Source organism: Ochrobactrum sp. MYb379 (genome assembly GCF_037479515.1).
GTDB lineage: Bacteria > Pseudomonadota > Alphaproteobacteria > Rhizobiales > Rhizobiaceae > Brucella.
This window is the reverse complement of the sequence record NZ_JBBGYW010000013.1, coordinates 52,381-65,037: the sequence shown is the minus strand read 5'-3', so window position 1 is coordinate 65,037 and position 12,657 is coordinate 52,381. Positions and strand designations below refer to the sequence as shown.

Below are 12,657 nucleotides of genomic sequence, written 5' to 3'. Positions count from 1 at the left end.
CTGCACCATGCCCGGCCGACGATTACGGAAGTTGGAATAATGCTTCTGTGTCCCGACATCAAGAGTTAATCAGGTATATGCGTCGCGCAATTAAATCGAATCCAAACGCAGTCTCAAGAAACCACGTTCTAATCAAGCGAGCTTCCGAAGCATGTTGTGCTCAGGAAGCTCGATTTGCCTTTCAACGCGAACTGCGCACCAGTGCGATAGCCGCAAAGAGTGCGACGCCCGACATCACGGCAAAACCGCTAAACAGCCAGAGCGCTGCATTGGCGGTGCCTGCAACCCCGCCGGGATTGCTCAGCCCTGCGAGATTGGCCACCATGCCAGCGAGTGCTGCACCCATAGCCGTGGTGAACAGTTGAACCGTTGTCAGCGATGCCGAAGCCAAATTCTGATCTGCTGCATCAGCGCGTTTGAAAATGCGTGTCAGCAGATGCGGCCATGTCATGCCAACGCCAAAGCCGATGACAATCATCGCAAGACAGATCGGCAGCAGACTTGTCCAATTGCCTTCACTGCCCGGAGGCACGAGGATAGCAAGTGTTATCATGCCAATAACGCCCATAATGGGTGCCGCAAGGATAACCCGGTTCACGCTTTTACCTGTCACGCCCGATGAGCCGATGGAGCCAAGCGTCCAGCTTCCGCCCATCAGCGCTGCAAGATAGCCAGCAATTAGCGGTGACTGGTTATGCAGAACTTGAAAGAACAGCGGCACGAACACTTCCGAACTGGTGACGGAACCGCCCAGAAAGCCCATGGTGAGATAAAGCGCACCAAGGCGGCTCAGGCTGAATGTTCCCTTCGGCAAAATGCGTTTTGTGGAGCGATGTTCGACAAAAACAAGCAGCATCAGCACCGCAAATGCGATGACAACACCTGCAACATTCCAAAACGCGCTCGGCGAAATGCTGGCAGCCGAAATAATCAGTACCGCCATGGTCAGCAAAATCAGCTGCGGCCATGCAAGACGGTCTTTGTTTTCAGCATTGCTGATCTGCTTTGGCAAAACGACCATCGCCATTACTGCGAAGATAGCAATCACTGGCACCAGCGACCAGAAGGCTGCGCGCCATTGGCCAAGCTCAGCAAAAATGCCGCCAACAGCAGGGCCAACCAGCGTTGCCACACCCCACATGCCTGAAACAAGTGCAATGGCACGCGGCCAGAGCCTTTCGCTAAAGACAATGCGGATCATTGCATAAGACAGCGCCAGCAACATGCCACCGCCAAGCCCCTGCACAACGCGACCGCCAAGCATGGCAGGCATGGACGGTGCAAAGCCGCATGCAAGTGTGCCAATAGCGAAGATAATTGCCGCCACCAGATAGGCATTGCGCGGTGCAGCTTGTGACAGAAGTTTCGGCACAAGCGCCGAGCCAAGAATAGACGCGGTCACGAACAGCGCCGTGTTCCATGCATAATAATCCATGCCGCCAATGTCGGCGACTACGGTTGGCAATATGGTTGTGGCGATAAAAACATTGATGGCGTGGAGTGCTACGCCGCCTACGAGCGTCAGCGAACTTATCGCATTCTTGCCCGCAAACAATTCTCCCCAGCCTGCGGTAGCCCCTGCTGTTACAGTGGCGGCTGGATTTTCGGTCTGCATTTCTTTCCCTGGTCCTATCCCGCATTTCAGAGACGGGTTGATGCCCGTTGTCCGCACGCGTTTGTGCGTCTTATAAAATGCTTTTTTGATCTTCGGAATGGGGGAGAAAGTAAAACAGCATGAATAAAAATCAAAAGGGGTTCAATTTTAAATGAAAAGCCCTATATCAAGCCCAGAAATATCCAGTCCGCCGCTGCTCTTGAGAAATTTTTCTCAAAATGTCTGTGGCGGATTTGTGTTTCTGTCACAAGCTTCATATAAGCCTCTTAATTAGTAGCCTTATATAGCTGCATAACGTGCCGGCCAGATAACTGGACAGGCCATATCCCCTCGCTGACGACCCGGAACGACTATGATCCAGACGCCATATTATTTGATCGACAAGACCAAGCTTAAAAGCAACATGGAAAAAGTTGCCTATGTGCGTGAGAAATCCGGCGCAAAAGCTCTGCTGGCGCTGAAATGCTTTGCCACATGGTCGGTGTTTGATCTGATGAGCGAATATATGGACGGTACCACCTCGTCCTCGCTTAACGAAGTGCGTCTTGGCCATGAGCGTTTTGGTGGCGAGACACACGCCTATAGCGTGGCCTATGCTGATCACGAGATCGACGAAGTTGTCAGCCATGCCGACAAGATCATTTTCAATTCGATCAGTCAGTTTGAGCGCTTCGCCGATAAAGCAGCACACATCAAGCGCGGTCTGCGTCTTAATCCAGGCATTTCGTCTTCAACCTTCGATCTCGCTGATCCTGCGCGTCCGTTCAGCCGGCTTGGCGAATGGGATGTCGCGAAGGTTGAAAAGGTTATGGACCGCGTCACCGGCTTCATGATCCATAACAATTGCGAAAATTCTGATTTCGGTCTTTTCGACACGATGCTGACCGATATTGAAGAAAAGTTCGGCTCGCTGTTGCATCGCGTTGAATGGGTCAGCCTTGGCGGCGGTATCCATTTCACGGGCGACGATTATCCGGTCGATGATTTCTGCGCGCGCCTGAAGGCGTTTTCGGAAAAGTTCGGCGTGCAGGTCTATCTGGAGCCGGGCGAAGCTTCGATCACCAAGACCACGACGCTGGAAGTGACGGTTCTCGACACACTTTATAACGGCAAGAACCTTGCCGTGGTCGATAGCTCGATTGAAGCGCATATGCTTGATCTGCTGATCTATCGTGAAAAAGCGAAGATGGTGCCGAACAATGGCGAGCACAGCTATATGATCTGCGGCAAATCCTGCCTAGCGGGTGATATTTTCGGCGAATTCAATTTCGACAAGCCGCTGGCTATTGGCGATCGCCTCTCATTTGAAGATGCTGCCGGTTATACGATGGTCAAAAAGAACTGGTTTAATGGCGTGAAAATGCCAGCCATTGCCGTGCGTGAACTCGACGGCACGGTGAAGATTGTCCGCGAATTTGATTATGCGGATTTTGAAGGGTCTCTCTCCTGAGACCTGTGACGGCTTAAAAATCGCACGAACTCAACACGTTCCATAAGGCAGGAGAGCCGGGGACAGTAAACAGATGGCGGGAAACCGCTGGAAGAGGAAGCATCGACAGAAAATGAAGAAGAACGTTCTCATTATCGGCGCCGGGGGCGTGGCACAGGTTGTTGCACATAAATGTGCACAAAACTCTGACATTTTGGGCGATATCCATATTGCGTCCCGCACGGTTGAGAAATGCCGCAACATTATCGATAGCGTGCATGAAAAGAAGAGCCTCAAGACTGAGGTGAAGCTGGAAGCGCATGCGCTGAATGCTCTGGATATTGAAGCCACCAAGGCTCTGATCCAGAAAATCGGCGTTCAGATCGTCATCAATGTCGGATCGTCCTTCCTTAATATGTCGGTTCTTCGCGCCTGTATTGATACAGGCGTGGCCTATCTGGATACTGCGATCCATGAAGATCCGAAGAAGATTTGCGAAACCCCACCGTGGTATGGCAACTACGAATGGAAGAACCTGAAGGAATGCGAAGAGAAGGGCATCACCGCCATTCTGGGCATCGGGTTTGATCCGGGCGTGGTCAATGCCTATGCGCGTCTGGCTGCCGACGACTATCTCGATGAGGTTAAGTCCATCGACATCGTTGACATCAATGCTGGTTCGCATGGCCGCTGGTTCTCGACCAACTTCGATCCTGAAATCAACTTCCGCGAATTTACCGGCACGGTTTATTCATGGCAGGGTGGTCAGTGGCAGTCGAACAAGATGTTTGAAGTCGGCCAGACTTTCGACCTGCCTGTCGTTGGCCCAAGCAAGGCCTATATGACCGGCCATGATGAAGTGCATTCGCTCTCAAAGAACTACCCAAACGCTGATGTGCGTTTCTGGATGGGCTTTGGCGATCACTATATCAACGTCTTTACCGTGCTGAACAATCTGGGCCTTCTGTCCGAACAGCCGGTTAAGACCGCTGAAGGTCTGGAAGTCATCCCGCTTAAGGTTGTCAAGGCTGTGCTGCCTGATCCATCCTCGCTGGCACCGGACTACACCGGCAAGACCTGCATTGGCGATTTCGTCAAGGGCTTGAAGGACGGCAAAGAGAAGGAAGTCTTCATCTATAACGTCGCCGACCATAAGGACGCCTATAACGAAGTTGGTTCGCAGGGCATTTCCTACACTGCAGGTGTACCGCCTGTTGCAGCCGCAATCCTGATCGCTTCGGGCGAATGGGACGTGAAGAAGATGGTCAATGTGGAAGAGCTTAATCCAAAGCCATTCCTGCATATTCTGAACCAAATCGGCCTGCCATCGCGTATTAAAGATGAAGATGGCGACCGCGCACTCGACTTCGCGTAAGCCTCGTCTAAATGACTGAAGAAAACCCCGCTTTGGCGGGGTTTTTGTTTGTGTATTAAGCGGCGGGTGTTCAGCCCGTCAGCGAATAAATATCAGTCGCCTCGAGGCCATGTGTCAGAGAGCCGATAACCGCCTGGAAACGGATCGCTTGGATCAAGCATAAGCTGCGAAGTCCCCGTCACCCATGCGCGACCGGAAATGATCGGGCTGATGGCGGGTTTGCCAGCAAGCTCCAGAGCCTTATCAAGCCGACAATGGAATTGCGTACCAAGTACGGACTTTCCAATAAACCGCTCGCCAACTTTCATCTGGCCCTTTGCGTGTAACACTGCCATGCGTGCAGAGCAGCCAGTGCCGGTTGGTGAGCGATCAAGTTTTGCGGGGCGAATGGCAACGGTATTCACACCTGTCAGCACATCGCCATCGCGTGTCACTGGCTCAGTGATCTGGCAGAATGAAATGTGGTTCCAGTCTTTCTCAGGATGCCGGAAACCCAATTGCTCATTGGCGGCTTTGGTGATTTTCACGCCGATTTCGGCCAGTTCACGCGCCTGTTCCGGCTCGATTTTCATGCCGATATGCGCCGCATCGACAATGACAAAACTGTCTCCGCCATAGGCGGTATCGACTGTTATGGTGCCAAGCCCTTCAACTTCCAGTGCGGCATCCAGACGGTCAGCGAAGGATGGCACGTTGCGCACGCTGATGCGCTCCGCCTTACCGTTGCGACATTCAGCTTCCACCTCAATGATTCCGCCGGGCGCTTCCAATACCATGCGTGTGATGGGCTCCTGCATGGGGATGATGCCGCTGTCGAGTAAAACGGTAGAAACGCAGATCGAATTGGAGCCCGACATGGGCGGCGTATCGGCAGGTTCCATTATAATAAAGCCCATTTTAGCGCGTGGGTCTTTGGGTGGAACCAGAAGATTGATATGGCGAAACACGCCGCCGCGCGGTTCGTTCAGCACGAAATTGCGCAAAGTCTCGTCGCTTGCAATGAAGCGCGACTGTTCCCAAACGCTATCACCGGGAGGAGGAGCAACGCCACCGACAATAACGTCGCCAACCTCACCCTCTGCATGGCAGCCAACGATGTGAATGACTTTCGTGCTTCGCATGGTTTTTCTCCCAACTTGGTATTTTCACTATTGGTGAGCAAAGGAGCTTAACGGTCAACAGAAATGCACCCGCGAAACCACAATTCTGCAACGTAAATGGAATTGATTTTCGTGCATGTCAGCAGGTGAGAATTTACTTCCCAAGATGTGTTGCTTCTTTATGCAAGTCTGCTATCCATTGTGCTCCAATTTTGTGCAAATCGATGTGCAACCCGCCTGGCTCCGGATCAATTTCTGGAACATACACAACGTTCCCAAAAGAAATTGAGCAAACCGAAAAGTGGGAGCGTAGTCGCTTTTGAAGCGATGAACGCTCTTAGCCGGCATGGGGCAGTCGATGATCGTATCACGATGCTAAATTCCTCAGATTGACATGGTCTCTGACGTCATGGCGCGTGTTTCAGCTATGGATTGTCCGGCGGATTGACGGCCACGGATAGTTCGGGGAGTGACGAGTGACCAATACAGTTGATGCGGGCTTTCGCGAGCCACATGTGAATAGCGTTCGGCGCTGGGCCCGGGAAATGGCCACGTCGCTTAAACTCGGCTGGCCGTTGATTTTCACTAATCTTTCGCAGGCGGCACTCACCGCGACTGACGTTATCTTCATTGGTCGTCTCGGTAAGGACACGCTTGCGTCGGCGCTGTTGGCGACCAGTTTCTATCATACGCTGATGATCTTCTCGATGGGGCTGGTCTCGGCTGTTATGCCAATGATTGCCATCGCACTCGGTAAGAACCGCCATTCGGTGCGCGATGTTCGCCGCACCGTGCGCCAAGGCATGTGGTCGGCGATTATCATTTCAATCCCGATCTGGATCGTGCTGTGGCATTGCGAGGAAATATTCATCTTCCTCGGCCAGCAGCCGGATATTGCGGCGCGTTCCACCGATTTTATGCACACGTTGCAATGGGCGCTGTTGCCCTATCTTTTCTATATTGTGCTGCGGTCGTTCTTTGCTGCGATGGAAAAGCCGATGTGGACGCTGCTGATTGCTGCTGCTGCCATTGGCTTTAATGCGCTTGCTGGTTGGACCCTGATTTTCGGGCACTTCGGCTTTCCGCGTATGGAGCTGCATGGCGCGGGTATAGCCACGACGCTGTCGAGCATCATGATGTTTCTCGGCATGGCATTTATCACGATGCGCCATCGCCGTTTCCGCCGCTATCGTTTGTTCGGTCGCTTCTGGCGCGCTGACTGGCCACGTCTGGTCGAGCTTTGGCGCATTGGTTTCCCAATGGCGCTGACCTTCGTATTTGAAACGTCGATCTTCTACGCTGCCGTCATTATGATGGGCTATATCGGGCCGACTGCCATGGCAGCGCACGCCGTTGCCATACAGGTGGCGTCGCTCAGCTTCATGGTGCCGCTTGGCTTCGGGCAAGTGGCAACGGTGCGCGTCGGTCGTGCTTACGGGCGCGGGGATGCGCAGGCTGTCGCCTATGCAGGATGGAGCGCCTATGCACTGGGCGTAGGGTTCATGGCAATCATGGGTCTGCTGATGATTTTGATCCCGCGCTTGTTCATCGGCGTGTTCCTCAATCTCAAAGATCCGGAAAACTTTGCGGTTATTGAGCTTGCTGTCACGTTCCTTGCACTTGCGGCACTTTTCCAGATCGTTGACGGCGCACAAGCGGTTGCCGCTGGCATGCTGCGCGGCCTGCGAGATACGCGCATTCCGATGTATCTTGCATTGATTGGCTATTGGGGCGTTGGCTTGCCGCTAGGCGCTTTGCTGGCATTCCAGTTCAAACTCGGTGGCGCTGGTGTCTGGCTTGGCCTTGCGGCGGGGCTTGCAATCGTATCCGTGCTGATGACGATGCGCTGGCGGCGGTCGCTCTTGCGCATTAGCAATATTTCGGCAGCCGTATAATCAAAAGCCGCGCGCTGAAAAGCGAGCGGCTTACTTTTCGACCGGAAAATTGCTTACTTTGTCAGTGTAACGATGCGGTCAAGTGCAGAGCCAAAGCCCTTCAGCGAAACCTTAAATGCAACCGGCTGGCTGGGGCTGAGCGCTGTCGTGGTCACATTGAGATTGGCGCCTGCCTTCAGGGCCGCAACCTGTTTCGCATCAAAGCTCACTGGCGCCAGACATCCTTGGGGCAGACAAGTTGAGAAGGTCAGATTTGGGCCCGCGGCTTCATCAATCTTGAGTGCTGCACCGTTTGCGAGATCAAGACCGAATGGCATCAGAAGTACGCCTTCTACCTTGCCACCATCCACATTGCGCAGTTCTGCGGTCAGAACGCGCTGGCCGGTTTGAGAGCTATTCTGATCCTGACGGACTGCGCAGAGAGTTTTATCTTTCTGTGATTGGCAAGAAACGGTCCAATCCTCATAAGTTTCCTGCAATGTGCTTGCTCCACCCGGAAGTGGGGCAGCAAAAGCTGACAGACCCGAAATGGTTGTGAATGCAACTGCAAGGCCGATGGAGCGATATTTTGTCATAAATGCAATCTCTATCTAAATTGGTGATGTGTAATGCCGATCAATCAGTTTACAAATCTCAAACAACTATTGATCACAAAATAAGAGCCTATTCAACAGGCAATATATTATTGTTATTTAAGCAAATTCAGGTGGTCTAAAAAAATAAATAGCTAATATTTTAAGTATTAATTTCTATGAATTGACTGTTAATCCGAGTGATGTAAGCAGTTTGATGTTGAACTTGCGCTCATAGCTGAATTGCGGTTCAATCTGGGAGACATAAGACTGAACCGCATTCATTCTTTTCGGCTTTACCGGTTTTCTATCGCGACAACTTCATGTGGCGATTGACATCCTTGTAGAGCAGATAGCGGAATTGTCCGGGTCCACCGGCATAGCAAGCCTGCGGACAGAAGGCGCGCAGCCACATGAAGTCGCCTGCCTCTACTTCCACCCAGTCCTGATTGAGCCGATAAACCGCTTTTCCTTCAAGAACATAAAGCCCGTGTTCCATCACATGGGTTTCGGCGAACGGAATGACGCCGCCCGGCTCGAATGTCACCACGGTCACATGCATGTCGTGGCGCAGATCGTTCGGATCGACAAAGCGCGTCGTGGCCCATGCGCCATTGGTGTCGGGCATAGGTGTTGGTGCGATGTTCTTTTCATTCAAGAAAAGCGGCTCCGGCACATCAAGGCCATCGACATACTCGTAAGCCTTGCGCACCCAATGGAAGCGCGCGACAGCACCTGAATTGTTGCGAAGCGTCCAGCCGCTTTTGGGCGGCAGATAGGCATAGCCGCCTTCGGTAAGCACATGATCCTGGCCGGCAAGCGTGACGGTCACTTCGCCTTCGACAACAAACAACACACCCTGTGCGCCATCATCAAGCTCTGCACGATCACTGCCGCCGCCGGGCTGCACTTCCATAATATATTGTGAGAAAGTCTCGGCAAAACCCGATAACGGGCGCGCAATAATCCAAAGCCGCGTCTTGTCCCAGAAGGGCAGAAAGCTTGTGACGATATCGCTGAATGTGCCTTTCGGAATGACCGCATAGGCTTCGGTGAACATCGCGCGATCGGTCAGAATTTGCGTCTGTGGCGGCAGGCCACCGGTCGGGGCGTAATAATTACGGCTCATGGTCTTATCCTAGTAAAGTGTCTCAGGAAGAATATCTTTCAGCCGCAGCAGCGCGATGCGCTCGACCTGTTCGGATGCGGTTTCCAGCTCTGCTTGCTTGCTGTTTTCGACGCGCCGTTTGAACGCGCTCAGAATTTCTTGGGCGTTGCGGCCCTTGACCGCGATGATAAATGGAAAGCCGAATTTTTGCGTGTAAGTGTCGTTAAGTTCAGTAAACGTCTTGCGCTCATCGTCCGTCAAAGCATCAAGACCCGCCCCTGCCTGCTCAGAGGTCGATTCCGGTGTCAGACGCTTCGCCGCTGCAAGCTTGCCTGCAAGATCAGGATGGGCGCGCAGCACACCGAGCTTTTCATCATCCGATGCAGCGCGGAAAGCACGCACCAGAACCGTGTGAAGACCGGAAGCCGAGTCTGCCAGTTCCGTCAGGCCCATGTCATGGGCGCGCTCGGCAATCCATGGCGAATGCTCGAAAATCCCGCCATAGCGCGCAACGAAATCTGCCTTGCTGGCTTTCGATGGCACCACATTGACTGCCTTTGGCTTGTGATGTTCATGCCAGTGCCGCGCAATATCGACGCGTTTGGCAACCCAGACCTTGTCATGCGTCTGCACATAATCGAGGAACCGCTCAAGTGCTGCCACACGGCCCGGACGCCCGACCAGACGGCAATGCAGGCCAATTGACATCATTTTCGGCGCACCTTCCGCACCTTCGCGGTAAAGCACATCAAATGTGTCTTTGAGATAGCTGTAGAACTGATCGCCGGAGTTAAAACCCTGTGGCGTTGCGAAGCGCATATCATTGGTGTCGAGCGTATAAGGCACGATCAAATGCGGGCCCTTTGGCCCCTTCACCCAATAAGGCAATTCATCGGCATAGGAATCGGCTGAATAGAGAAAGCCGCCTTCCTCCATCACCAGATTAAGCGTGTTATCCGACGGCTTGCCCTGATAAATGCCAAGCGGACGCGAGCCGGTTATTTCTGTATGCAGGCGCACCGCTTCGCGAATATGTTCGCGTTCAACCTCTTCGGGAACGTCCTTATATTCCCACCAGCGCAGGCCGTGGCTGGCGATTTCCCAGTCCGCTTCCTTCATGGCTGAAACAGCTTCGGGATTGCGTTCCATGGCAAGGGTCACGCCATAAACGGTGACGGGCATGTTGCGTCGCGTAAAAGCGCGCCACAAACGCCAGAAGCCGGATCGGGCGCCATATTCGTAGATGGATTCCATATTGAGGTTGCGCTGGCCGTTCCATGCCTGCGCGCCGACGATTTCGGAAAGCAGGTTTTCGGATGCCGGATCGCCATCGAGAATGCAGCTTTCACCACCTTCTTCATAATTGACGACGAACTGCACGGCGATGTTGGCATCGCCCGGCCATTGTGGGTCTGGTGTGTTGCGGCCATAGCCAACCAGATTGCGCGGATAACTCATATGGTCTTCCCTCGATTATTCATGGTTTTTTCTTATGATAATAAAGATTTACGCAGACTATTCCCCCTCAAAATTTTGAAAGACATCCAACGATTATCATCTTTCCCAAGACAGAGCTTCGGTGAATACTCACAATCGGGAACAAGTGTGGTTCGCAAAGGCTTGAATGTCGTGCGAAATAAACCACATAAAAACAATAGCTTGCAATGGTTGCGACGGTAGATAGGTCGAATCGCGCAAGCGGCAGGAGTACAAATGGGTCACGAAACGAGCGGTCAGGGCCGGTTAACGACGCATGTCCTCGATACGGTGAGTGGCAAGCCAGCGGCAAATCTGCGCATCGAATTGCGCCGCATTGAGAATCAGCAAGCCGAAACTTTGCGCGAAATCCGCACCAATGCAGATGGTCGCTGTGATGCACCGCTGCTTGCCGACGATACACTGCATCAAGGTTCTTACGAGCTGCTTTTTCACGTTGGCGAATATTTCGGCAAAAGCGCTGACACCATTCCGTTTCTGGATGTGGTGCCATTGCGCTTTGGCATTTCCGACGAAAAGGCGCATTATCATGTGCCGTTGCTGGTTTCGCCGTTTTCCTATTCAACCTATCGCGGGAGTTAAGCGATATGGGTCAAGCCGTCAGACATACACTCCGCTTTTTGCTGAATGGCGAGACGGTTGAATTAGACCGTGTTTCGCCCACAGAAACTCTGCTCGATTATCTGCGGCTTTCGTGCAAATTACGCGGCAGCAAGGAAGGCTGCGGCGAGGGCGATTGCGGTGCCTGCACGGTGCTGGTTGGCAAGATTGTCGATGACGAACTCGTCTATGAAAGCGTGAATGCCTGCATCCGTTTTGTAGGCTCTCTCGATGCTACGCATGTCGTAACCATTGAGCATCTGCGCGGCTCCGACGGCGGTCTGCATCCTGTGCAAAAAGCGATGATCGACTTTCACGGCTCGCAATGCGGCTTCTGCACGCCGGGCTTTGTCATGTCGCTTTATGGTCTCTGGATGCGCAATCCAAAGCCAGCGGATGCACAAATTGAAAAGGCACTGCAAGGCAATCTCTGCCGTTGCACCGGTTATGAGGCGATCATGCGTGCCGCGCGTGCAATATCTGACTATGGCACCTTGACCGATGATCCGCTCGCGATCGAACGCGCCTATGTCATCAGCCAGCTCAGCGCTTTACGCGACGGCACACGGGTTGAAATCGGCAGCGGCAAGGACCGTCTGGTCGTGCCTGCTGATCTCGAAGATTTTGCCAATATTTATGCAGCCGAAGCCAAGGCCACAATCGTTGCCGGTTCAACCGATGTGGGCCTCTGGGTCACGAAAATGATGCGTGATATTTCGCCGGTAGTATTCATTGGTCACCTCAATGAATTGCGGACAATTAGCGAAAAAGATGGTGTTATCAGCATTGGCGCGGGCGTCACCTATACCGAAGCTTTTTTATTTCTGGCGAAGCGCATTCCTGCGCTGGGAAGCCTGATCAACCGCATTGGCGGCGAGCAGGTGCGTAATATGGGCACCATCGGCGGCAACATCGCCAATGGTTCGCCTATTGGCGACACACCACCACCATTGATCGCGCTTGATGCAAAGCTGACACTGCGCAAGGGTGCCGAACGCCGGACGATTCCAGTGCAAGATTTCTTCATCGCCTACGGCAAACAGGATCGTCAGCACGGCGAGTTTGTCGAAGCCGTGCATGTGCCAATTCCGGACGAGCGCAGTCAGTTTGCTATTCACAAAATCTCCAAGCGTTTTGAGGAAGACATCACGGCAACGCTTGGCGCCTTTCATCTGACACTCGATGTACATGGCAATGTCGCCTCCATCCGCATCGCCTATGGCGGCATGGCCGCAACGCCAAAGCGGGCGTTGAATGTGGAAGCAGCCCTTCTTGGCAAGCCATGGAATGACGCAACTGTCGAGGCGGCACTTGAAGCCTATGGCCTCGACTATCAGCCTTTGAGCGACATGCGTGCGAGTGCTGGTTACCGTTTGTTGGTTGCGAAAAATCTGCTCCGCCGCTTCTATGCTGAAACGCAGGGCGAGAGCGAAGCTTTGCGTAAGCCAAACACTGTTGCGGCATAA

10 protein-coding genes are annotated in these 12,657 nt (G+C 53.1%); 5 read left to right on the top strand and 5 right to left on the bottom strand.

Annotated elements, in window-relative coordinates; genetic code table 11:
- Positions 1-181: 181 nt before the first annotated feature.
- Positions 182-1,615: an MFS transporter gene (locus WH356_RS18955; protein ID WP_339513589.1), complete on the bottom strand. Its 1,434-nt coding sequence runs from the start codon at positions 1,613-1,615 to the stop codon at positions 182-184.
- Between the two features lie 352 nt (positions 1,616-1,967).
- On the opposite strand from WH356_RS18955, the gene nspC reads away from it, so the two are divergent.
- Both nspC and WH356_RS18945 read left to right on the top strand, forming a co-directional pair.
- On the top strand, positions 1,968-3,065 hold the full coding sequence (gene nspC, locus WH356_RS18950; protein ID WP_339513587.1) for a carboxynorspermidine decarboxylase: 1,098 nt from the start codon (positions 1,968-1,970) through the stop codon (positions 3,063-3,065).
- A gap of 112 nt (positions 3,066-3,177) precedes the next feature.
- Positions 3,178-4,419 (top strand): saccharopine dehydrogenase family protein, encoded by a 1,242-nt coding sequence (locus tag WH356_RS18945; RefSeq protein ID WP_339513585.1) that lies wholly within the window; start codon positions 3,178-3,180, stop codon positions 4,417-4,419.
- A gap of 92 nt (positions 4,420-4,511) precedes the next feature.
- On the opposite strand, the gene WH356_RS18940 is transcribed toward WH356_RS18945, so the two are convergent.
- Positions 4,512-5,540: a trans-3-hydroxy-L-proline dehydratase gene (locus tag WH356_RS18940; RefSeq protein WP_339513583.1), complete on the bottom strand. Its 1,029-nt coding sequence runs from the start codon at positions 5,538-5,540 to the stop codon at positions 4,512-4,514.
- A gap of 455 nt (positions 5,541-5,995) precedes the next feature.
- Between WH356_RS18940 and WH356_RS18935 the strand changes: the two genes are divergently transcribed.
- The gene (locus WH356_RS18935) at positions 5,996-7,414 is read left to right on the top strand and encodes an MATE family efflux transporter (protein ID WP_339513581.1); all 1,419 of its coding nucleotides are present in this window, start codon (positions 5,996-5,998) and stop codon (positions 7,412-7,414) included.
- Positions 7,415-7,467: 53 nt separating this feature from the next.
- Here the strand turns inward: WH356_RS18935 and WH356_RS18930 are convergent, their stop codons facing one another.
- From WH356_RS18930 to puuE, 3 genes are all read right to left on the bottom strand, one after another.
- Positions 7,468-7,989 carry an invasion associated locus B family protein gene (locus WH356_RS18930; protein WP_339513579.1) on the bottom strand — a complete coding sequence of 174 codons (522 nt, stop codon included), beginning with the start codon at positions 7,987-7,989 and terminating at the stop codon, positions 7,468-7,470.
- 304 nt (positions 7,990-8,293) lie between these two features.
- Positions 8,294-9,115, bottom strand: a complete 822-nt coding sequence (locus tag WH356_RS18925) for a bifunctional allantoicase/(S)-ureidoglycine aminohydrolase (protein ID WP_339513577.1) — start codon at positions 9,113-9,115, stop codon at positions 8,294-8,296.
- A 9-nt stretch (positions 9,116-9,124) separates the two neighbouring features.
- Positions 9,125-10,552 carry an allantoinase PuuE gene (gene puuE / locus WH356_RS18920; RefSeq protein WP_339513576.1) on the bottom strand — a complete coding sequence of 476 codons (1,428 nt, stop codon included), beginning with the start codon at positions 10,550-10,552 and terminating at the stop codon, positions 9,125-9,127.
- A gap of 255 nt (positions 10,553-10,807) precedes the next feature.
- Here puuE and uraH point away from each other — a divergent pair, with 255 nt between their 5' ends.
- Positions 10,808-11,173 (top strand): hydroxyisourate hydrolase, encoded by a 366-nt coding sequence (gene uraH, locus WH356_RS18915; protein WP_339513574.1) that lies wholly within the window; start codon positions 10,808-10,810, stop codon positions 11,171-11,173.
- A gap of 5 nt (positions 11,174-11,178) precedes the next feature.
- Complete coding sequence (xdhA, locus tag WH356_RS18910; protein ID WP_339513572.1) at positions 11,179-12,657, top strand: xanthine dehydrogenase small subunit; 1,479 nt, start codon at positions 11,179-11,181, stop codon at positions 12,655-12,657.

Coding starts and splice junctions, on each gene's coding strand:
- WH356_RS18930 (WP_339513579.1), bottom strand. CDS start 7,989: ATGACAAAATATCGCTCCATCGGCCTTGCAGTTGCATTCACAACCATT.
- xdhA (WP_339513572.1), top strand. CDS start 11,179: ATGGGTCAAGCCGTCAGACATACACTCCGCTTTTTGCTGAATGGCGAG.
- puuE (WP_339513576.1), bottom strand. CDS start 10,552: ATGAGTTATCCGCGCAATCTGGTTGGCTATGGCCGCAACACACCAGAC.
- WH356_RS18945 (WP_339513585.1), top strand. CDS start 3,178: ATGAAGAAGAACGTTCTCATTATCGGCGCCGGGGGCGTGGCACAGGTT.
- WH356_RS18925 (WP_339513577.1), bottom strand. CDS start 9,115: ATGAGCCGTAATTATTACGCCCCGACCGGTGGCCTGCCGCCACAGACG.
- nspC (WP_339513587.1), top strand. CDS start 1,968: ATGATCCAGACGCCATATTATTTGATCGACAAGACCAAGCTTAAAAGC.
- WH356_RS18955 (WP_339513589.1), bottom strand. CDS start 1,615: ATGCAGACCGAAAATCCAGCCGCCACTGTAACAGCAGGGGCTACCGCA.
- uraH (WP_339513574.1), top strand. CDS start 10,808: ATGGGTCACGAAACGAGCGGTCAGGGCCGGTTAACGACGCATGTCCTC.
- WH356_RS18940 (WP_339513583.1), bottom strand. CDS start 5,540: ATGCGAAGCACGAAAGTCATTCACATCGTTGGCTGCCATGCAGAGGGT.